The following is a 20,201-nucleotide window of genomic DNA, read 5'->3' as shown; positions in this document are numbered from 1 at the left end:
GTCCACTGGTGGAACCATCATCGCATTCACGGTAGTCTCGATTACCAAACACCTATGGTTAAGCGAGTTATCGCTTAACAAAAACACTTTATAAAAATTGTACAGAAAAGGGGTGCCTTTTCACATTTTAAACCTCTTGATAGGGGCACTCTTTTTAACCGCACCGATTCTTCCGACACGATTTCTTGCGATTATTATCGCTTTTTACCAACTTCTTCTCGGCTTAGTTCTCTTGATTCATGCTCGCTTACTTTTTCATGAACAACTCAGCGGTCGCTACTCCTACCTGCTTAGCGCCTTAGTGCACCTACTGGTGGCAGGGCTCATTTTAAGCTATCGTCGCTTCTTCTTATCCAGCCTTTACACCATCATCGGTTGCTATCTTATGTTCTTAGGGGGCAATAGCTGGCGCGACGGCTTGGAATTTGATTTTGGAAAGGCGATGCCAACAGCTAGACGTCAACGGTTGGGGCTACCTATTTTTCTAACCGCCCTTATTCCTGTCACGGCACTCAACAAGGTTAACAGCTACTTAGCAAAAGAGAGAAGCCAGCCCTACTATATTCGGTGACCTCAGTCAACCTGTTGACTTAGAAATCTGGATTCATACCGCCAGACGAGGGTTTGAGATGATGGGGCATGTCGACATTGCTTTTAACGGGCAAATCTATAGTTACGGTAACCACGACGTCAATAGCCACCGCTTCTTTGAAGCTATCGGTGATGGCGTCTTGATGACTCTACCTGTTGGGCAATACAAATCCAGCCTCAAGGCTGATGGCTGGCGTGCCGTCTTTGGCTACGGCTTGGTTTTAACAGCCGATGAAAAAAGAGCTATACAAGCTAATCTGGACAAACTTTTAGAAAGAGCTCCGCCATTTTCCCAAAAAACAGCTAACCAAAAGACCAGCTATCTAGGGCAAATGGTGAGCACCTACGGCGCCAAGGCCTATAAGTTCACGTCTGGCAAATATAAAACTTACTTTGTGATGACAACTAACTGCGTGCAGTTGATTGATGACATCGTTGGTAGCACAGGTCTAGATATTTTAGATAGCCATGGGATTTTGACACCAGATGCCTATCAAGCCTACCTTGAGCGAGAGTACCAAAACCCAAACAGTCGTATGGTTAGCCAAATGATTTTAGGTCAACAAGTCTAATAACGATATCATCCCCGCTAGAATCTAGCGGGGATGAGTGATGTTCTATTTAAATTTCTTATCAGGATCCCAGACAAAGCTAGCAATATCGCTAAAAATCAAGGTTAGTAAAATAAGAATCAAACCAATCAACAAAGCTGGGATACGAATCAAGTAGGTCAACACCGAAGCTTTCTTACCGTCATCGTAAGTTGCATTTTCGGCATCCAATTGATCAAAGGCAGCCTGCACACGTGCTGTCACTTCAGCGATACCGTCATCATTCATCCGTTTGATGTCAGAAATATCAATAGGGTCACCAAAATTCATATCGACACGCTCACCAGCCAAGAGCCCTTTTATGGTCATGGGACCACGGTAACTGGCAGGCATGATGCGAACCTTTGCCATCTTGGCGATGACAGCAACTCCTCCTTTGACGTCTTTTGAATGACGGCTTCCTGATGGAAACATGAGCAAGGACCGGTTGCTTTTTTTGAGCATGTTAACAGGGTAGCGGATAGCATCCTGACTAGGATTTTCGCGGTCTATGGGAAAGGCGCCACACATGCGAATCCACCAGTTGAACATGCGATTCTTAAACAGCTCTTTTTTTGCCATAAAAATAAACTGTTTAGGACGGGCAGCGTAAGCCATATAAACCGGATCCCACCAAGTGCGATGCGGAGCAACCAGGATATAGTTCTCGTCTTTATCTAAAATTTTGTCTTCATTGTGGTAGTGGGCATTGCCGTTGAGCACCCAAAGCAGAAAAACCACGAGGGTGCGTAAATAAGTGTAAAACATCAGATCTCCTTATCGTTTTCTAAGGCTACCAAAAATACCTCTGACCAACTCACGTCCAACCGCTCGGACTGCAGAATTGATAAAGCTATCGGCAGCTTTTTCAACAGCTGATTTTGGGCGACGAGCAGCTTTATCTGCTTCTTTGCGTGCGCGTTCTTGCTCTTTTTCAAGAGCTTTAGCGGCCTTCTCAGCTGCTTTAGCCTCTTCTTGCTCCGCTTTTTCGGCACTGGCTTGGGCAACTTTTTGCTCTAGAAGCTCATAAGCCGACTCCCTGTCAAGGCTCTCGGCGTATTTGTCGGTAAATGGCGAAGCATTGACTAAGCCTTGAATATCCAGAGCAGTCAATGGGGTAAAGCTTGACTGAGGCGGATAGATATAAGCTCGCTCAACGATGCTCGGCTGAGCTTGCTCATTGAGGAAAGATACCAGGGCTTCCCCGACTACCAACTCTGTAATAGCCGTCGCCACATCAAGGTCTGGATTCTGACGGAAGGTCTCAGCTGCCGTCTTGACTGCTTTGAGTTCTTTAGGCGTGTGGGCACGCAGAGCGTGTTGGATGCGGTTCCCCAGTTGCGCCAGAATCATCTCAGGCAAATCTAGCGGATTTTGTGTGATAAAGAAAATTCCGACACCCTTGGAACGAATCAAACGGACAATCTGTTCCACCTTATCAACAAAGACTTTTGGGGCATCTTTGAAAAGCAGGTGAGCTTCATCAAAGAAGAAAACCAGCTTAGGCTTAGGCTTATCCAAATCTCCCACCTCAGGCAGGTTTTCAAACAGCTCAGCCAATAACCAAAGGAGAAAAGTCGCATACAGACTAGGGGAGTGAAACAACTTAGTTGCATTGAGGATGTTGATAGCCCCATGACCATCACGGTCACGTTGCATAAAATCAAGCAAATCCAAGGCAGGCTCACCAAAGAAGATATCACCACCTTCTTCTTCCAAGACCAAAAGACTGCGCTGAATAGCAGCAACAGAGGCCTTGGCAATATGCCCATAGTCCTGGGAATACTGGCTAGCCTGCTCTGCTATTTCCCGTAACAAAGCCTGTAAGTCTTTGAGGTCAATCAAGAGCCAACCACGGTCATCAGCCACCTTGAAAGCGATGTTGAGGATGCCCGTTTGGGTCTCGTTGAGGTTGAGAAGACGCCCCAGCAAGGTCGGTCCCATCTCCGAGATGGTCGTCCGAACAGGCACACCAGCTTCGCCAAAGACGTCCCAGAGGCGAACTGGAAAGGCCTTTGGCTCATAAGTGTCAGTCAAGCCTAGCTTGTTCAAGCGTTCAGCTAGCTTCTCCGTTACCTCACCCTCACGCGCCAGATTGGCTAAATCACCCTTGATGTCTGCCAGAAAAACAGGCACGCCAGCCTGACTCAGCTGTTCAGCAAGAACCTTGAGGGTCACCGTTTTCCCCGTTCCAGTCGCACCAGCGATTAAACCGTGACGATTGAGCATATTGAGCTGGAGGGCAACGGGATTAGTTCCCTTAGCGATGGTTAGTTGTGTCATTTTGGTCTCCTTTTTTGGACAATTGCAGAGCAGATAGGCTCTTGTCACCTATCATGTGTCAGACATTCACGCCTACAGTCTGTTAAACATCAAAAGCTTGATGTTTAGACGGATTGAGCACCTACTCCTTAGTCAGTTCTTGCAAGAGCTGATCGACCTGAGCGTAGGTGGTTTGTAAATCACCAGTATTGTCAATCACTCGGTCAGCGCGCGTTTGCTTCTCAGCCAGCGACATCTGGCTCTGTAGACGTGTTTGAGCTTGGGCTAGCATATAACCATTGCGGCCCATGAGACGTTGCAGTTGTGTATCTTCATCAACCACCACCAGCCAGACCTCATCGCACCAGCTATCGTATCCCTTTTCAAAAAGCAACGGAATATCCAGCACCACCACATCATGTAGCGCAGCCAAGCAGGCTTTCTCTTCTGCCAAGGCCTGACGGATAATCTCGTCCTGCAACGCAGAGGACGTCGCCAACTGTTCTGGACTGGAAAAAATCAGTTCTGCCAACTTCGGACGGTCAAGCTCCCCATCTGGACGCAAAATCCCTGACCCAAAATGGTCAACCAGCGCCTGATAGAGCTTGCCTCCCTTGGCCTGCAAGTTATGCACCAATTGATCGGCATCAACCACTGCTACACCTTGGCGTCTCAAGTAAGCACTCACCGTCGATTTCCCAGAGGCAATCCCGCCTGTTAGTCCAATAATCCTTGCCATAATCGCTCCTTGTTTTCTTTCATTGTACCATAAAAGGCTAGGGAAATAAACTCCCTAACCCCTGCCATCATAACTTACACTTTTCTCGTTTAGTTCTCCAAAAATTTCTTAATCACATCGCGGAAAACATAGCGGACAATGTGAGCCGCTATAAAAACAGACAGCGCTGAGGATAAAATTCCCATAATAATCGCAAGAATACTAAAAGCACCAAAATTGAAAACATCTACCATAATCAAGACCTCCTGATAAATTTTACAAGATTATTATATCATAATTTCGGACATTTTTCAACTGACAAGGCAAGGACACACTGACAAAACTGCCCCTGGCACGCTATCCTCAGCTAGTTTCTGACACTTTACAGCAACTACTGAAATAAGTCTATCGCCTTTGACATTTAGGACAAAAATGACTGCCCCGACCTGCCACCTTGATTTTGACGATGTCCCGTCCACATCTGGCACAGGGCTGCCCCGTCTTCCCATAGACCTGCAAGTAGTCCTGCATGGTCCCATCCATGCCCAAAGCATTGCGATAGGTTCGAATGGTCGAGCCTCCCTTTTCAATCCCCAGCTGCAAGATCCGAATGGTCTCATCGTGTAGACGCTTGATTTCAGCTTTTTTCAGGCTGCTAGCCACACGCTCAGGATGGACCTTACTCGCCCAAAGCACCTCGTCCACGTAGATATTGCCCAGACCCGCCACCAGAGACTGGTCCAACAGGAGCGGTTTGATAGGCTTTTTACTAGCAGCTACCGCCCGCTCAAAGCTCGCATAGGCAAAGACGCCTTTTTCAGGCTCTGGTCCTAGCTTTTTCTTGGTAAAATAGCCGAGCAAATCAGCTGTTTTGACCAACTCTAGCGTGCCAAATTTACGGATATCTTGATAGACAAGGGTCTCATTGCCATCTAAGTCAAAAAAAGCATGAAAATGCTTGTTATCAGGGATTTGGTCAGATGGAAAGAGCAACCATTTACCTTCCATCCGCAAGTGAGACACCATGGTCATCTGACCGAGACCAAACAGCAGGTACTTGCCCCGACGCCCCATCTGTTCAATGATCGCCTCAGTCAAACTAGCAACAAATTCATCGCGGTCTGTCACAACCAGCCTCGGATAGCGGATCCTCACACGCTCAATCCGACGACCGACAACCAAGCGCGCCAACCCTCTTCTGATCGTCTCCACCTCTGGTAATTCTGGCATAATGCTCCTTTACAACTTGATGCTTAAATTGGCCAAATAATCACTGCCATAGACTGACAGACGATGCTGGCTATTTTTGGACTCATAGAAATCAATCATGGCAAAACCAGCACGCAACTGACCACCAATCTGCTCGTCAAGGGTATAGCTAAATTCGTAGCCGTAGTCTGGATTGATAGCTAACCGCCCAGCCTGTTCCAACTCTCTGGCGTTAAAAGGTAGTGGATAGATCAACAGCGGCTCCTCCTCTGGTTTATCCCAAACCACATCACCATCATACATGTAAACCCAAGGGTTCATATAGCCCACCATGAGGAGACCGCCTGGTTTGAGGACACGGTAACATTCCTGCCACAAGTTGGTCAAGTCCTCAATGTAAACATTGGATACTGGGCAAAAGACCAAATCAAAGGCCTCATTCTCAAAGAGAAAGGATTGGGTCATGTCCGCCTGAACAGTCTCGATGGTCAACCCCTCACGCTCTGCCACCAAACGGTCAGAGGCTAACTGCTCCTTGGAATAATCCATGATGGTTACATCATAGTCATGAAGGGCAAAAAGGGGACCTTGCTGGCCGCCACCAGAAGCCAAACCCAGCACTTTTTTACCTTTCAGCCGCTCAAACCACGCCTGCGGTACCGTTTTACCAACAGTCAAGGATACCTCGAGTGGCTGAATTTTAGCAACCATCAATTCTTCGTGACTGATTGGTTGAGTGTAGGCATTGCCACGCTTTTTTGCCACCCGATCCCAGCGGTCCTTATTATAAGCAACAACATCTGTCATGCGTTCTGCTCACTTTCTTATGATTTTAATTTAGCAGGGATTAATGGAACCATTCGAAACAGCACAGCTCTAAAACAATAATGTGAAATTGCCGTGACGGTCAAACGTTTTGGAACCATTCGAAACAGCACAGCTCTAAAACTGTTCATCTCCAGAATCAACATCCGTCGCTGTTTTGGAACCATTCGAAACAGCACAGCTCTAAAACTAACATCTTCAGTCAAGTTCTTTATCTGTTGTTTTGGAACCATTCGAAACAGCACAGCTCTAAAACAAAACTGATCAACGGTCAGGTTCTTGCTGAGTTTTGGAACCATTCGAAACAGCACAGCTCTAAAACTTGCCAACTGATGTCAGCTTCTCACCAACCGTTTTGGAACCATTCGAAACAGCACAGCTCTAAAACTAGAAACGTCCATGGCAATTCTAGTAAAAAGTTTTGGAACCATTCGAAACAGCACAGCTCTAAAACATTACAAAGTAGGCTAGTATTAAGATTTTTGTTTTGGAACCATTCGAAACAGCACAGCTCTAAAACTAGTTATCTCCTTTCTCTGTTAAATTTATGGTTTTGGAACCATTCGAAACAGCACAGCTCTAAAACTAACATCTTCAGTCAAGTTCTTTATCTGTTGTTTTGGAACCATTCGAAACAGCACAGCTCTAAAACCATGAAAGATTTATAAGGAGAACGATATGAGTTTTGGAACCATTCGAAACAGCACAGCTCTAAAACTAGTTAGTTGTACTAGATACACCAGCTCCGGTTTTGGAACCATTCGAAACAGCACAGCTCTAAAACCATACATGGGGGAAGTTGGTTAGTCGTGTCGTTTTGGAACCATTCGAAACAGCACAGCTCTAAAACCTACATGATCTACTTCAAGTCGTTTCGTTGGTTTTGGAACCATTCGAAACAGCACAGCTCTAAAACAACACATTGAAAATGGTCACGCTCTAGCGCGTTTTGGAACCATTCGAAACAGCACAGCTCTAAAACTGGCGACTATGTCCTTAGTCATATTGAGAGGTTTTGGAACCATTCGAAACAGCACAGCTCTAAAACTGTTCACGTCTGTCTACGCGCTTCAATTCAGTTTTGGAACCATTCGAAACAGCACAGCTCTAAAACGAATCCAGACAGTACTGCCTGTAGGTCGGAGTTTTGGAACCATTCGAAACAGCACAGCTCTAAAACTGTTAGCCCTATTTTACCTGAGATAGATAAGTTTTGGAACCATTCGAAACAGCACAGCTCTAAAACATCCAGAACAAAAGCATTACACCTCATGGTGTTTTGGAACCATTCGAAACAGCACAGCTCTAAAACATATGTATCAGCGGAAACTTACTGATGAAAGTTTTGGAACCATTCGAAACAGCACAGCTCTAAAACAATACTGTCTACCTTATTATCCAGAAAAATGTTTTGGAACCATTCGAAACAGCACAGCTCTAAAACATATGTATCAGCGGAAACTTACTGATGAAAGTTTTGGAACCATTCGAAACAGCACAGCTCTAAAACAATACCTAGAGGTGGCCTTTGTTGATGACGTTTTGGAACCATTCGAAACAGCACAGCTCTAAAACCTTCTTTTGTCTATAGAAATTACTAGACATGTTTTGGAACCATTCGAAACAGCACAGCTCTAAAACATCAAATCGCTCGTCTTGCCACACTCTTTTGTTTTGGAACCATTCGAAACAGCACAGCTCTAAAACTGAGGATCCGTCAGTATAATGCCAAGTAGTGTTTTGGAACCATTCGAAACAGCACAGCTCTAAAACTATATGTATGAGCGCCTAGAGGATAGAGACGTTTTGGAACCATTCGAAACAGCACAGCTCTAAAACATCATCATGAAGCCCCTCATCAATGAGCAGGTTTTGGAACCATTCGAAACAGCACAGCTCTAAAACTACATAGGATTCACAAGTCATTAGCTTATCGTTTTGGAACCATTCGAAACAGCACAGCTCTAAAACCTCGTAGGCTTTTTTACCTTTAAGATTTCGTCATCGCACTGCTCGTCTCAGCTAGACTTCAGTTTCGTCTGGCTCCTTTATAAACACTATTATACCATATTTTCTGTGATTAGGAAGTAATCATCATCTAGGACATACTGAGGCAGATCATATAATCGCCTTGGCTCTAAAAAAAGCACCGTCATCTGATTTAGATCAATGTATTCTTTCAGTCGAACCAATTCCTCACGATTGAAGTAGGCACCACTATTGACCAAGACCAGCAATCTCTTTTTAGCTAAATACTTGACAATTTGAAAAATTTCAAAGCATTTTTCGAAAATGGTATCGCTCGATGTTTCAACCCGAACTCCTAATGCTTTGATGAGTTCCAATAGCGTTATCTCATCATACTCGAGGTCCAGTTCGTTTTCGAGACATTCATAAGCAATCAGTTCAGTGATGGTAGATGATAGCTTATCAATCATTGACTTGACCTCTGGCTTATCGTTAAGCTGTTGTTCAAGGTCTGCATGAATAAGCTTTAAAACACTAGGGGCATTAACATCAAATCCTAAAATATCTGTCACCAACATCACCTCTGCTTCCTTCAATGACCTACTTTTTTGATCAAACAGTCGAAGCTCTGAGGTCTCGTTGTATTGATAAAACAGCTGGGCAAGACGGGCAAAGACAGCCGTCGACTCAACGGTCAAAACAGTTAAGCCAGATAAGGCTATCGGCTCATCAAAAATAGGTAGATTCAGCTTCATCAAATCCTTCTCCTAAAAAGACAACTCGGGCATCAGAATTGGCAACCGACTGATCCCTTTCTCCATGCAGATAGACCATTCGCGCAAACTGCTTTTCCGTCACCGTCAATAAAGTAATATGCCCCTTTTGGGGATTATTTTCCTTTAATCGTGCCAACATGGCATTGCTAGCGGTATTGTTGAGCAAAAGCTTACTGTAAACCGAAAATTGGTGCATAATGAAACCTTCACTCAGCAAAAATTTTCGAAATTTCCGATAAGCCTTGCGCTCATCTGCCGTCTCAACAGGCATATCAAACATCAATAACATTCTCATATAGCGATAGCTCATATCCTAAATTCGGGAAGCTCCTTTCCTTGACTGTTAAGTGCCTTAACAACTCTCTTCGTATAGTCGCTCACAATATTGGTCAAGTACATCTCTTTCCCTCTATAAGAGTAGGTTGCTGAGAAAATACTGAAGAGTTCGCGTTTAATGCCAATAAAGGACTTCTGCCGATTGGCATAAACGATTCGGTCAATAATCGGGCGAAAAGGCTCCATGATATCACTGGCAAAATTAAAGTGATTAAACTGATTGGCATGTTTAAGCCCCAGCTGTGTCATGCAACCGCAGACCACAACCTCTCTCGCAAACATACTCAAAAGCAAGCTATAGCCATAGTCCAAACCTGCATTGATGGGGTTATCCTGCTCCCGCGAAAAATCATTCCCAAAGAGGGTGTTAAAGTAGGTTCTAGCAGCATGTCCTTCGCGGTTGCTAGGATCAAACATTTCCAAACCATGATAAAGCTCCATGACCGCTTGCGCCTTCTCAAAAAACTGACAGTCGCCGAGAAAAGAGGCCTGATTGAGAATTTTCTGGGCAATGATTTCTGTCCATGCCCTTGCTTTGAGGTCCTCCGCCCAACCAATCTGACGAGACAGTTGCAAACTCGAATCATGCCGAGCCGCAAAAGGCATAAGCTGAGCAATGGGGAGGCGCTTATCATCACAAAAAATCAGCAAGATATTCTCATCAACCAACCGCTTCACCAACATGGTAGACAAGACAATATCCGTCGTTTCCAGCAAGAGGATATCCACCTCGGACAGATGGATCAACTCTGTCCGAGTGGCATCCTTGAAGATCAGATGGTTGTTCTTATACGATAATTTTGAGTGGGTATTGACCACTACTGTCCGCCAGCCCATCAGTCATCTCCCAGCTTAGATAAATCAATCCGTGTCTCATAAAGCCCTGTCACTGATTGGTGGATCAAGGTAGCAGAGAGACACTCTGTCACGGTCAGATAACGCTGACGAGGAATAGTCTTTCCTAGAAATTTCAACTCAGCGGGTGCTCCGTACGCGGTGAATTTCAAGAGATCAACAAACGATTTGGCCAGTTCCTTGAGATCACTCGTCTCTTTTTTCTGGGTAAATTGCTCTATTAAACTCTCCACAGCCTTTGGTTTTGACACAAACCGTTGGGCATTCGCCACAATCATTTCAAACAATTCATCAAATAAAGCCCGATGCTCCTTCAAATAAGTAAGATGATCGCCAGCATTTTTTCCGTCTACTCCCTGAGCATGGTACAAGAGAGTTACTAGATGATGTGGTAAAACTAGCTGATTGCCTTTTTGCAATTCACCAGAACTAGCGAGTAAGCGTCGACGACCATTTTCAAATTCAAACAGACTATATTTTGGCAATTTAATCATGTGATGATTTTGAATCTGGCGATAACCTTTTGCTTCTAAAAAGGCTATCGGATCTTTTTCAAACTGCTGGCGCTCCATGATGGTCACACCAACCAAGTCCTTGACCTGCTTCAGCTTTTTCGCCTTGCCTTTTTCAACAGAAGCCACCACAAGAACGGCATAGGCCACCGTTGGACTATCCACACCCCCATATTTTTTAGGGTCCAGGTACACCTCCTTGGTTTTTCGAGCAATCAGCTTGTCTGAATCCCCTTTTGGTAGTACCGTTTCTTTCGTGAAGCGACCGCTCTGAATTTCTGTCTTCTTAACAATATTGACCTGCGGATAGGATAAAACCTTTTTAACAGTGGCCATATGTTTCTTCTTATTCCAAGCAATTTCGCCAGTTTCTTCATTGATTTCCACCATCGGTCGCTCGATGATAACATCATTTGACAAACGAATGATTTCTTGGAACATGTTCATGAGGTTGGAGTAGAAAAAGGTTTTTTCGGTAGCTTTAGCATCAGTTATTGACCGTTTTCTTACTTGGTACTCCCCATAGACAAACTCTGGAGCCAGTTGAGGATATCGGGTCAAAAGGGCCTTACCAATCACTGCATTGAGATAGGCATCATGGGCATGGTGATAGTCGTTGATCTCCCGCACCTTGTGAAGACCAAATAGCTCTCTAAATTGTGAGGTAAGACTGGCTTTTAATGTCAACACCTGAACGGTTCGCTGACGTTTGCCATCAAGGACTATTGGATTGAAACGCTCATCCAGCAAGCGAGCAACATGCTTAGTGATTTGCCGTGTTTCCACTAGCTGACGCTTGATAAAACGGGCCTTGTCTTCCTCTGTCAACCCACCACGACTAGCTTTTGTCAAATTGTCATATTTGCGCTTGCTGATAAGACGAGAACGGTACAGCTGCTCCCAAAACGGTCGCATCTTAGCAACAACTTCCATTGACGGTACATTATCTAATTTTTTTCGGTTTTCTTTAGAAGTCGTCAAAACACGATTATCCAGAGAATCGTCCTTTATAAAGCTCCGTGGAATAATATGGTCGATATCGTAATCCGGTAATTTATTAACATCTAGTGCGTCACCTGTATACATATCCTTTCCATTTTGGAGATAGTAAAGGTAGAGGGCATCATTTTGCAAATGATGGTTTTGAACGTCACCCTCTATATAATCAGGCTTCTTTTCCTTAAGGATGGCACTTCCCAAACCTCCTAAAGCCTCTTCTAAACGTTTCAACCGTTCCTGAGCATTTTTTCGTCCCCTGGCTGTCGTCTGGTTTTCTCGTGCCATTTCAATGATGATATGTTCAGGTGCATATCCCATGACCTTCACCAACTCATCAACGATCTTGATACTCTGCCAAATCCCTTTTTTAATGGCTGGGCTACCTGGCAAATCAGCAATGACCTGCTTGATATCCTCGCTATCATGCTGTTCTTGGGCGTCCGCAATTTGTTTTTTGAAACTCAATCCATCATCATTGATTAACTGCATAAAGTTACGATTGCTATAGCCGTCATCAATCAAATAATCCAAAATAGTCTTACGACTGTGGTCGTCTTTCAGCCCATGAATGAGTTTGCGTGATAGGCGTCCCCAGCCAGTATAATGGCGACGCACCAGCTGTTTCAGAACAGTCCCCGAAAAATGCTGAGACAACCGTTGCTTAATCATCTCCTTGTCTTCAAAAACCGTTAAGGTATGGACAAGCTCTTCTAACACCTCTTGGTTATCCAGCTGATCCAAAAAGGCACGTCCCAATATCTTTTTCAAATCGTGGTAGGTATTTAAGGAGGCATTAAAGGCGCCTTTTTCATTATCTAAGCCAATAAGCCCCGTTATCCGAAACTGTGGAAATTCATTGTCCAAATAGGCCATTAAGACCTTCTGGGTCACCTTACGGTGCTCCTTGAAGACATGGTCGACAATCTCCTGCTTCATGTTGGCATCAAAGAAACATGGTTTCTTTTGACCTTCTGCCTCGTAACGAATCTTGGTCAGCTCGTTGTAGACGGTAAATTCCTGGTAAAGTAGACTGTGCTTGGGGAGAACCTTTTCATTTGGCAAATAGGGGTCTCGGTTGGTGAGCTTGTCGATAAAGGCGGTCGCTGACGCTTCCTTATCAACAATTTCATCAAAATTCCAAGGACGAATCTTATCATCCGATTTCCGTGATAACCAAGCAAACCGGCTCTGACCATTCGCCAATGGTCCCACATAATAAGGAATCCGGAAGGTCAAAATCTGCTCAATTTTTGCCTTGTTTTCTTCAAGAAACGGATAGTGCTTCCCTTGACGGTTTAGAATAGCCCGCAATTCCTCCAAGTGAAGCTGATGTGGGATAGAGCCATTATCAAAGGTTCGTTGCTTGCGAAGGAAATTGTCTTGTTCAATTTTTTCTAGGAAGTACTCACGCCCCCCAACACCTTTCAAAATACCCTTCAGGTATTTGTAAAACGCATCCTGAGATAACCCCTGTTCAATATAGGCGGTATAGCCTGTCTTGCTTTTGGAGCTAAAGACTTCTCTGTAAAGGTCATGCGACGTTTCCTTCAAGCAGTCTTTCAGCTTTTGTAAATCGTCCTTGTGATCCTGATAACGCTTGACCATAACCGCCGATAATTTGGCGTGAGTCGCCTCATTTGTGGTTAGAATCCCTGACAAGACGATAGCATCCGACAGTTGTTTCACCACTTGAAACAGCTCTTCATAGCGACTATCTCCCAGCTGCGTCAACAAACCTTGCAAATCATCCTCATAGGAGTCCTTCGATAATTGCAGCTTCACATCTTCAGGCAAGCTAAAAATCGAAGTAAAATTAGCCTGCAAACCGACCGTCAAGTTCAGAAATTGTTTGAGAGCTGCTTTCGCCTCTTTATCCAGTCCTTGTGTCAAAGCCAGAACCTGCTCCACTTTTTTCGACTTGCTGAGTTTTGCAGTCAAGATATCCTTGACCATTAGAGGTTGATGGCTTAGCTCTGTCCCCCGTAACCCATCAAACACCTCCAAAAATTGCTCAAATAGGGCTTGAACATCCGTATAATCAGAGGTCAATTTCCCCTCATGCAAAAAATGCCCGCGGTATTTGATGATATGTGCCAACGCCAAATAAACCAACCGCAGATCTGCTTTTTCAGGACTATCCGCCAAGTGTTTACGCAAATGGTAAATCGTTGGAAAAGTCTCATGGTAAGCTAACTCCTCTCTTAGAGTTCCAAAAATGGGGTGCTTATGCCACTGCTTGTCCTCAACACGCAGAAAAGCATCGTCTAACCGATGAAAGAACGTCTCATCCACCTGCTGCATGGGCTCAGCAAAGATTTCCTGCAAGTAACGCAGACGATTGCGACGACGGGTTAGCCGACGACGAAACACCCGCTTCATACGGCGATCTGCCGCAACCTGCCCCTCATCAAATAACAAGACACCCATCAGATTCTTCTTAATATGAGTCTTACCAGTGTTACCCATAACCGGCAGCCGCTTAGCAGGTACCTTATAATCATCCGTGATTAAGCTCCATCCGACGCTATTGGTACCGATGTCAAGTCCGATAGAATATGGTTTCTTCATAAAATAACCCCTTAAGTAAAATATTTATAACTATATTGTACTCTTATTTTAAAAATAAGCAAGCATTTAGCTACCCGATTGGCCTATTTTTTGATAGAATAAGAACAAGATTTTACTTAGTTTTACAGCTGTAGGTTTTCTAAAAAATTACTTGACAAGTTTTATAACTCATGTTATACTGAACCCGTGGAGCTATTCGAAACAGCACAGCACGTTAAAATAAGGCTTTGTCCGTATACATTTTGCGCACCGATTCGGTGTTTTTTTGTGCGATGACAAAACCAACTAGTCCCATAAAAACTAGACAGCACTCGTGTCCCATAACAGGACACCGCCAGCCTTGATCACTAAAAATAGATGCCAAATACGACTAATATTTTCAAGGGAAACAACAATAAGCATCCAACAATAACCAAAGCATCAAAAAAATTGGTAAGCCTTCTGCTATTTAGCAATAAGGCTTACCAATTTTTTGTTAGTTAAAAGAAAATCCGCTGCAAGATCCCGTCTGCATCTCGTTCATAGTAGAGTTCTGAGTGGGCATCATTGAAATAAAAGGTCAACAAATCATCCATAGAGTCCGCCAATTCTACCCTACCTGAGGCAATGTCGTCATGACTCACCCAGACCACTTCCCCTTCTTCAGAAGATTGAATCTCTCCCGTAAACTCTGTCGTTCGGTAAAGAAAGACTAAATAACGGGTACCGTCATCTCGGGTATGAAAATGCTTGACCCCCACCAATTTAGGATTAACTATGGTTAACCCTGTTTCTTCTTTGATTTCTCGGACAACCGAGGCATGAAGACTCTCCTTTTCCTCAATGTGGCCACCAGGTAGGGCGGCGCCAGACCAAGCATAGCGTTCTGGTGAGCGAAATTGCATAACAAAGCGCCCTGCAGCATCCTCTATCAAACACATATTAGTTAAAATGACTTCTTGGCATAATCGTTTCCTTTATCCTTTTATCCCATACTTATGATACCATAAAACTGACCAGATTACTCTGGTCAGCAGTACCATTATATTCTCTTGAACGCTACAAACCGTGTGCCTTGATAGGTTAACTCCCCCTCATCACCTTCTGCGAGCTGACCGTAATCGGTGCTTTTGACCCGAAATTCCTGACGGGTCTTATCAGCAAATTCAAAGGTGACATAGTAGTAGGTGTAAGCATTGTTGGTCCCCCTAACCTGCTGATGCTTGGTCACTAGGCGAGCTCCTCTCGTCAAGCGCTCTGCTTGGTTATCGCTTTGCCATTGGAACAAAAAGCGAATCAGCTGAAAACCAAAAATAGCTAGTATGATAGCAAATATAGCAAAGGGAACGAGATGAAAGTAGTAAAAGATAAAGTCTGTCATCACAACCTCCTAAAAAGCAACTTTACAAGGCGCCTCCTCCATGATCATCTTCAGTCAATCTCGAAAAATCGAAGACAAGCGGTGCTAAACCTATTCTACCGCTATCCAGCATGATATTGTCTCGCGCGATTGAAGTTATTAGCGCTCTTGGGCTTCAAAAATCCAACAACGTTTCCACTGGTGACTTTCACCTGGAGCAATGCGAATCGTCTGAATGATTTCTGGACTGACGATGTGGTCGGTCGCCCAGATCAGAAGACTGGTCGGTTTGACACTGTCAATCCCTGTCACACTCGCCTTAGCTCCCTGATGCAGCAACTTCCACGTAAAAGTGTCCTGCTCAGCGATTCCTTCAGTTGACAAGACACTAAGCGACACATCAGTCTCGCACTTGTCAAAGCGAATAGCACGACCATCCGCGATAAAATTATTGTGATCATAACCACCCCAGCCCTCTAGGCGCTCCGTCCCAAGATCTGGCATGTCAGGCAATTCCAGACGGTAGTCAGGTGAAATCGCCATACCATCAATGCTGAGAAAATTATGGCAGTACTCCTCGGTCTCCATCACACGCTCGCCAACATTTGTGATTTCCCCCTCCAAAATCAGCCTGTTGTCCTCAATCGTGATGGTTTTACGGATTGTCGCGGCGATGTCGCGGCATGGCAGAGCTTCTGTGACAAACTCCGCAGAGGTAGCTGTATGAGTAAAGCTAACAGGATAAGGCGTCACCTCAGGATAAGTGTAGTCAAAACGGTAGCCCTGATTAGAATCTTGTTTAATCAAGCCAACACCCAATTTGGGGAAATACTCACCAATCTCAGTGCCCTGACTAAAATCAGCACTAAACTCACAACATAGTCCTCGTCCACCTGACGATGGATGCCTGAGGTTCATGGGCTCATTAGCCCCAAAATGAGTATCTCCATCCAAAACAACATTTGAAATATAGCCTGCACGATCAAAACGATGGGTATCGTTTGGTCGCTCCCCAGGTTCTGAAATCTCTACCCGCAAGCGGTCGTTGGTCAAAAAAATCATCTTTTCCCTCCTTGTTAATCGCTTTCATTATATCATATTCGATTAGTTTTGTATAGATATTTGCAGTAAAAGACAGGAGAGTGACATGCAAAAAGACTTGCTGAGTGTCAAATCATATTGACTTCTAAAAAATGAAGTTGCTCACGCATCCCGACATGATAAAAAATAACGCACCTGTACTCGCGAGTACAAGTGCGTAAGCATGACTAATCTCTAGATAGGATGACAACATAACGTTCTGGATCTTCACCTTCTGAATAACTCTCAACACCAGAAATTTGAGAAATCGTTTTATGGATAATTTTACGCTCGTTGTTGCTCATCGGTTCCAAACGATGCGGACGTCCATTATCTAGCACTCGGCGCGCAGAGCGATGAGCCATATCGACCAGAGTTTCTGTACGATGTTCTAGATAATCGTGAACATTAAGCATCACATTGAAATGGCGAGAATAGCGATCATGCAAGTAGTTCTGAGCTAAAAGCTGTAAAGATTTCAAAACCTTGCCATGATAGCCGATAATACGACCTGGCTCAGGAGTATCAATCTGCAAAATGAGCTGGCGCCGACTTCTTTTAATGCTAATATCAGCTTCTAAATCCATATCATAAATAATCTGTTGAACATAAGACAAAACATCTTCTTGAGCCTGTTCAATCATTTTGGGGCTTTCGACAGCCTCTTCAATCCCATCAAATTCCTGAGCAATAAAAGCCTCAAAGTCCTTATCTTCCTGCTTTGGTGCAGTTTTCTCTGTCTGCTCTGATAAGGACACTTGCTCGTCTGCAACAACTTGACTAGTTGGTTCCTCAACTCGGACAGGCTCTGAAGCCAATTCTTCTTGCTCACGGTTTTCAACCAGTGGAGAAATCTCGACTTGAGCTGGTTTCTTACCAAATAATCCTAAAAATCCTTTTGATTCCTTGGCCAAAATAACAATATTCGCCTGTGAACGTGTTAAGCCTAAACTGGTCAGACCTTTTTCAACCGCTTCTTCAACGTTGGCCCCTGTAAATACTGCCATTGTTTCCTCCTTGATACAACTGCTTTTCTCTATTTCATTTTTATACTCGACTAAGGTTAGCGACGTTTCGCCATTTTTTTCTTAGCTCGTCTGATTTTTGCTTCTTTTTCTTTAACCGCACGTTCAGCTGCTTCACGCTCTGCAATGACCTTAAAGGGATTGTTAAATAGTAAGAGCTGGACCACTTGAAAGGCATTAGAGACTGTCCAGTAAAGGGCCACACCGCTAGCAACCTGCACAGCGAAAAGTAAAATCAATCCAGGGGCGATATAGGTCATTACCGTCGTCATCGTATCCTTGTTTGGGTTCGCTTTGCTGGTCAGCCAAGTTGATAAGAACGTAAACCCAGCTGCTAAAATTGGCAAAATAAAGTATGGGTCTGGCTTGGCAATTTCTAACCAAAGAAAATGTCCCTCTCGTAAAAACTCAACGCGAGTAAGGGCTTGGAAGAGCGCCATTAGAATAGGCAACTGCAAAAATAGTGGCAGAAAACTTGCCCAAGGGTTGATCCCTTGTTCCTTATAGAGAACTTGTGTTTCCTCCGACAACTGCACCCTGCTGTCCATATCCTTACCAGGATACTTGGCTTGCAAAGCACGCAATTGAGGTTGAAGTGCTTGCATTTTCTGGCTCGATTTAATCTGCATATTGTAAAGTGGTAGCAGAACAATCCGAATAACAATTGTAAACAGGATGATACCTAAGCCAGTCAGACCTCCAAATGATAGACTTTTAATCATTTGAGCAAAGAAAAAGACAAACTTTTCCCATAGAGAGGTTGATGAACTAGTAATATCTGCGACTTGGCTACTTGATTGACAGCCGACCAAGAACAGCAGGCTGAATAGCATTAAAATGGTTAATTTCCCTTTTTTCAAGCGATCGTCTCCTTATAAAGCTTTGCTTTGGTTAAAACATGAGAGAGGTGTTGCTTCATCTGCACATAGGTCAAGTCTTCGACACCCTTGCGAGCGATAATCACCATGTCATAGGTTTTCAAATCAGGCTCAAATTCCATGATGAGATGGCGCAGTTGGCGTTTCACTCGATTGCGACGAACAGCATTTCCAAGCTTTTTGCTGACGGATAACCCTAATCTCAAGTGAGCTAATTGTCTATTTAAACTGTAGACCACAAACTGGCGATTGGCATAGCTCTGACCTTCTTTGAATACAAGCTGAAAATCCCTGTCACGCTTCACTCGATAAGATTTTTTCATAGTATTCCTCAATCTAATCTTTAGTGCTATTATAACATAATTTTAAGAAATAAACAGCCTAAATTGAATTGAACAGAGGAAAATTATCGGTCTCTCATCTGTAAAATGACACGCAAGAAAAGGACATCTTTATCTGCTCTCAGAAACAGTATCAGAAAGAGAGGAGGATGCCCTTTTAAGGGATATTATAAAACCATCTATCAAGACCTGAACGAAGACAGAGACAAGTCTGCTTAACCATTACTCAAGAAATGAGTGAGGTCACTTCGACCAAAATCTGAAAGAATAGAGTAGCGACAGAAGTCATCAAAATCCTTTATATTTTTGATTTTTTTCAATTTTTATTATACAATAAAACCAAATAAAAAGAAAGCGGTAACACTATGTTTAAGGCAGAAATTTTTTTTTTTTACTTTTGACTATCATCGAAACTGCAACCTTGTTGTTTTTAAAAAGAGGTCTCGAAATGGGTTATTTAGACACAAAAGCTATCATCCTCACAGTTTTTTCATTTGCCTTTTTTAACCTCTGTTCATTCGCTTGGGTCTACTTTGTCATTAAAAACAAAAATAAATAGACTTATTTTTAAAAGTCAGAACTTCTCAAAAAACGCACTTCCTTGCACCTGCTCCGTAAATGTGTTATATTGATTCCGCGAAAGGATGATGTTTCCTAGACCATGAGCAACGGAAAAGCCCCAGCAGTGCAATGAACCGCACCCCAAAAGTTAGACAGATAATCTACCGAATGGGGTGCTTTTTTATGAAATTGAGCTACGAAGATAAATTAAATCTCTATGAGCTAAGAAATAAAGGGGTGACGTGGTCCCAACTTAGCCAAGCTTACGATATTCAGATTTCCAACCTCAAATATATGGTAAAGCTTATGGATAGGTATGGAGTCGAGATTGTTAGAAAGGGTAAAAATACNAACGGGTATACTATTCTTGAGAAATCAAGAGGGAGACCGCCAAAGATGGGACGAAAGAAAACGAAAACTTGGGAAGAAATGACGGAGCTAGAACGTCTTCAAAAAGAACTGGAATACCTTAGAGCGGAGAACGCCGTGCTAAAAAAGTTGAGAGATTACCGCTTACGGGACGAGGCAAAACTCAAAAAGCAACAAGAGTCATCCAAGAACTAAAAGATGAGTTTGCCCTAACGCTATTACTTGATATTTTAGATCTAGCGCAATCAAGTTATTATTACCACATCAAACAACTGGCAAAAGAAGACAAGGATTCGGCACTTAAGACTGAAATCCAAGCCATTTATGACGAACACAAGGGCAACTATGGCTATCGTCGTATTCACTTGGAACTTCGCAATCGAGGCTTCTGTGTCAACC

General features: G+C 43.7%; 18 protein-coding genes, 1 pseudogene and 1 CRISPR repeat array. Of the genes and pseudogenes, 3 read left to right on the top strand and 16 right to left on the bottom strand.

Features of this window, described 5'->3' with window-relative positions; genetic code table 11:
* Nucleotides 1-97: 97 nt before the first annotated feature.
* Entirely contained in the window at nucleotides 98-571 is a 474-nt protein-coding gene (locus ACERC7_RS08700) for a hypothetical protein (protein ID WP_373666713.1), read from the top strand.
* Nucleotides 572-629: 58 nt separating this feature from the next.
* Complete coding sequence (locus tag ACERC7_RS08695; protein ID WP_373666712.1) at nucleotides 630-1,163, top strand: hypothetical protein; 534 nt, start codon at nucleotides 630-632, stop codon at nucleotides 1,161-1,163.
* A gap of 45 nt (nucleotides 1,164-1,208) precedes the next feature.
* Here the strand turns inward: ACERC7_RS08695 and ACERC7_RS08690 are convergent, their stop codons facing one another.
* From ACERC7_RS08690 to rnpA, 16 genes are all read right to left on the bottom strand, one after another.
* The gene (locus ACERC7_RS08690) at nucleotides 1,209-1,949 is read right to left on the bottom strand and encodes a lysophospholipid acyltransferase family protein (protein WP_373657911.1); all 741 of its coding nucleotides are present in this window, start codon (nucleotides 1,947-1,949) and stop codon (nucleotides 1,209-1,211) included.
* A 9-nt stretch (nucleotides 1,950-1,958) separates the two neighbouring features.
* Entirely contained in the window at nucleotides 1,959-3,464 is a 1,506-nt protein-coding gene (locus ACERC7_RS08685; RefSeq protein ID WP_373666711.1) for a helicase HerA-like domain-containing protein, read from the bottom strand.
* 121 nt (nucleotides 3,465-3,585) lie between these two features.
* The gene (gene coaE / locus ACERC7_RS08680) at nucleotides 3,586-4,182 is read right to left on the bottom strand and encodes a dephospho-CoA kinase (protein ID WP_373666710.1); all 597 of its coding nucleotides are present in this window, start codon (nucleotides 4,180-4,182) and stop codon (nucleotides 3,586-3,588) included.
* Between the two features lie 89 nt (nucleotides 4,183-4,271).
* Nucleotides 4,272-4,415, bottom strand: a complete 144-nt coding sequence (locus ACERC7_RS08675; protein ID WP_373657914.1) for a hypothetical protein — start codon at nucleotides 4,413-4,415, stop codon at nucleotides 4,272-4,274.
* Nucleotides 4,416-4,566: 151 nt separating this feature from the next.
* The gene (mutM, locus tag ACERC7_RS08670) at nucleotides 4,567-5,391 is read right to left on the bottom strand and encodes a DNA-formamidopyrimidine glycosylase (protein ID WP_373666709.1); all 825 of its coding nucleotides are present in this window, start codon (nucleotides 5,389-5,391) and stop codon (nucleotides 4,567-4,569) included.
* Nucleotides 5,392-5,400: 9 nt separating this feature from the next.
* Nucleotides 5,401-6,177: a class I SAM-dependent methyltransferase gene (locus ACERC7_RS08665; RefSeq protein WP_373666708.1), complete on the bottom strand. Its 777-nt coding sequence runs from the start codon at nucleotides 6,175-6,177 to the stop codon at nucleotides 5,401-5,403.
* A 40-nt stretch (nucleotides 6,178-6,217) separates the two neighbouring features.
* Nucleotides 6,218-8,166: direct repeats of the CRISPR family, unit length 36 nt; unit sequence GTTTTGGAACCATTCGAAACAGCACAGCTCTAAAAC.
* Nucleotides 8,167-8,255: 89 nt separating this feature from the next.
* A complete protein-coding gene (gene csn2 / locus ACERC7_RS08660; RefSeq protein WP_373660629.1) occupies nucleotides 8,256-8,921 on the bottom strand; it encodes a type II-A CRISPR-associated protein Csn2 in 666 nt (221 codons plus the stop codon).
* Entirely contained in the window at nucleotides 8,893-9,249 is a 357-nt protein-coding gene (gene cas2 / locus ACERC7_RS08655; RefSeq protein ID WP_168548032.1) for a CRISPR-associated endonuclease Cas2, read from the bottom strand. Before cas2 ends, csn2 begins: the two co-directional genes overlap by 29 nt.
* Nucleotides 9,246-10,112, bottom strand: a complete 867-nt coding sequence (gene cas1, locus ACERC7_RS08650; protein ID WP_373657918.1) for a type II CRISPR-associated endonuclease Cas1 — start codon at nucleotides 10,110-10,112, stop codon at nucleotides 9,246-9,248. Before cas1 ends, cas2 begins: the two co-directional genes overlap by 4 nt.
* Nucleotides 10,112-14,209 (bottom strand): type II CRISPR RNA-guided endonuclease Cas9, encoded by a 4,098-nt coding sequence (gene cas9, locus ACERC7_RS08645; RefSeq protein ID WP_373666707.1) that lies wholly within the window; start codon nucleotides 14,207-14,209, stop codon nucleotides 10,112-10,114. Before cas9 ends, cas1 begins: the two co-directional genes overlap by 1 nt.
* 479 nt (nucleotides 14,210-14,688) lie before the next feature.
* Nucleotides 14,689-15,129: an 8-oxo-dGTP diphosphatase gene (locus tag ACERC7_RS08640; RefSeq protein WP_373657922.1), complete on the bottom strand. Its 441-nt coding sequence runs from the start codon at nucleotides 15,127-15,129 to the stop codon at nucleotides 14,689-14,691.
* Nucleotides 15,130-15,230: 101 nt separating this feature from the next.
* Complete coding sequence (locus tag ACERC7_RS08635; protein WP_373666706.1) at nucleotides 15,231-15,569, bottom strand: DUF2500 domain-containing protein; 339 nt, start codon at nucleotides 15,567-15,569, stop codon at nucleotides 15,231-15,233.
* 138 nt (nucleotides 15,570-15,707) lie between these two features.
* On the bottom strand, nucleotides 15,708-16,610 hold the full coding sequence (locus ACERC7_RS08630) for a hypothetical protein (protein WP_373666705.1): 903 nt from the start codon (nucleotides 16,608-16,610) through the stop codon (nucleotides 15,708-15,710).
* Nucleotides 16,611-16,816: 206 nt separating this feature from the next.
* Entirely contained in the window at nucleotides 16,817-17,635 is an 819-nt protein-coding gene (gene jag, locus ACERC7_RS08625; RefSeq protein ID WP_373666704.1) for an RNA-binding cell elongation regulator Jag/EloR, read from the bottom strand.
* Nucleotides 17,636-17,691: 56 nt separating this feature from the next.
* On the bottom strand, nucleotides 17,692-18,486 hold the full coding sequence (locus tag ACERC7_RS08620) for a YidC/Oxa1 family membrane protein insertase (RefSeq protein ID WP_373657934.1): 795 nt from the start codon (nucleotides 18,484-18,486) through the stop codon (nucleotides 17,692-17,694).
* Nucleotides 18,487-18,509: 23 nt separating this feature from the next.
* Nucleotides 18,510-18,854 (bottom strand): ribonuclease P protein component, encoded by a 345-nt coding sequence (gene rnpA, locus ACERC7_RS08615; protein ID WP_373657928.1) that lies wholly within the window; start codon nucleotides 18,852-18,854, stop codon nucleotides 18,510-18,512.
* Between the two features lie 762 nt (nucleotides 18,855-19,616).
* Here rnpA and ACERC7_RS08610 point away from each other — a divergent pair.
* Nucleotides 19,617-20,201, top strand: a pseudogene (locus ACERC7_RS08610) (IS3 family transposase); the annotation flags it as partial.

It is taken from the genome of Streptococcus sp. E17BB (genome assembly GCF_041807725.1).
GTDB lineage: Bacteria > Bacillota > Bacilli > Lactobacillales > Streptococcaceae > Streptococcus > Streptococcus entericus.
This window is presented reverse-complemented; position numbering and strand designations above follow the sequence as displayed.

What these genes read in the sequence shown, in the direction of transcription:
- rnpA (WP_373657928.1), bottom strand. Translation starts at nt 18,854, where the DNA reads ATGAAAAAATCTTATCGAGTGAAGCGTGACAGGGATTTTCAGCTTGTA.
- ACERC7_RS08635 (WP_373666706.1), bottom strand. Translation starts at nt 15,569, where the DNA reads ATGACAGACTTTATCTTTTACTACTTTCATCTCGTTCCCTTTGCTATA.
- coaE (WP_373666710.1), bottom strand. Translation starts at nt 4,182, where the DNA reads ATGGCAAGGATTATTGGACTAACAGGCGGGATTGCCTCTGGGAAATCG.
- cas1 (WP_373657918.1), bottom strand. Translation starts at nt 10,112, where the DNA reads ATGGGCTGGCGGACAGTAGTGGTCAATACCCACTCAAAATTATCGTAT.
- ACERC7_RS08695 (WP_373666712.1), top strand. Translation starts at nt 630, where the DNA reads ATGATGGGGCATGTCGACATTGCTTTTAACGGGCAAATCTATAGTTAC.
- ACERC7_RS08675 (WP_373657914.1), bottom strand. Translation starts at nt 4,415, where the DNA reads ATGGTAGATGTTTTCAATTTTGGTGCTTTTAGTATTCTTGCGATTATT.
- mutM (WP_373666709.1), bottom strand. Translation starts at nt 5,391, where the DNA reads ATGCCAGAATTACCAGAGGTGGAGACGATCAGAAGAGGGTTGGCGCGC.
- ACERC7_RS08630 (WP_373666705.1), bottom strand. Translation starts at nt 16,610, where the DNA reads ATGATTTTTTTGACCAACGACCGCTTGCGGGTAGAGATTTCAGAACCT.
- ACERC7_RS08620 (WP_373657934.1), bottom strand. Translation starts at nt 18,486, where the DNA reads ATGCTATTCAGCCTGCTGTTCTTGGTCGGCTGTCAATCAAGTAGCCAA.
- ACERC7_RS08690 (WP_373657911.1), bottom strand. Translation starts at nt 1,949, where the DNA reads ATGTTTTACACTTATTTACGCACCCTCGTGGTTTTTCTGCTTTGGGTG.
- cas2 (WP_168548032.1), bottom strand. Translation starts at nt 9,249, where the DNA reads ATGAGCTATCGCTATATGAGAATGTTATTGATGTTTGATATGCCTGTT.
- jag (WP_373666704.1), bottom strand. Translation starts at nt 17,635, where the DNA reads ATGGCAGTATTTACAGGGGCCAACGTTGAAGAAGCGGTTGAAAAAGGT.
- ACERC7_RS08640 (WP_373657922.1), bottom strand. Translation starts at nt 15,129, where the DNA reads ATGTGTTTGATAGAGGATGCTGCAGGGCGCTTTGTTATGCAATTTCGC.
- ACERC7_RS08665 (WP_373666708.1), bottom strand. Translation starts at nt 6,177, where the DNA reads ATGACAGATGTTGTTGCTTATAATAAGGACCGCTGGGATCGGGTGGCA.
- ACERC7_RS08685 (WP_373666711.1), bottom strand. Translation starts at nt 3,464, where the DNA reads ATGACACAACTAACCATCGCTAAGGGAACTAATCCCGTTGCCCTCCAG.
- cas9 (WP_373666707.1), bottom strand. Translation starts at nt 14,209, where the DNA reads ATGAAGAAACCATATTCTATCGGACTTGACATCGGTACCAATAGCGTC.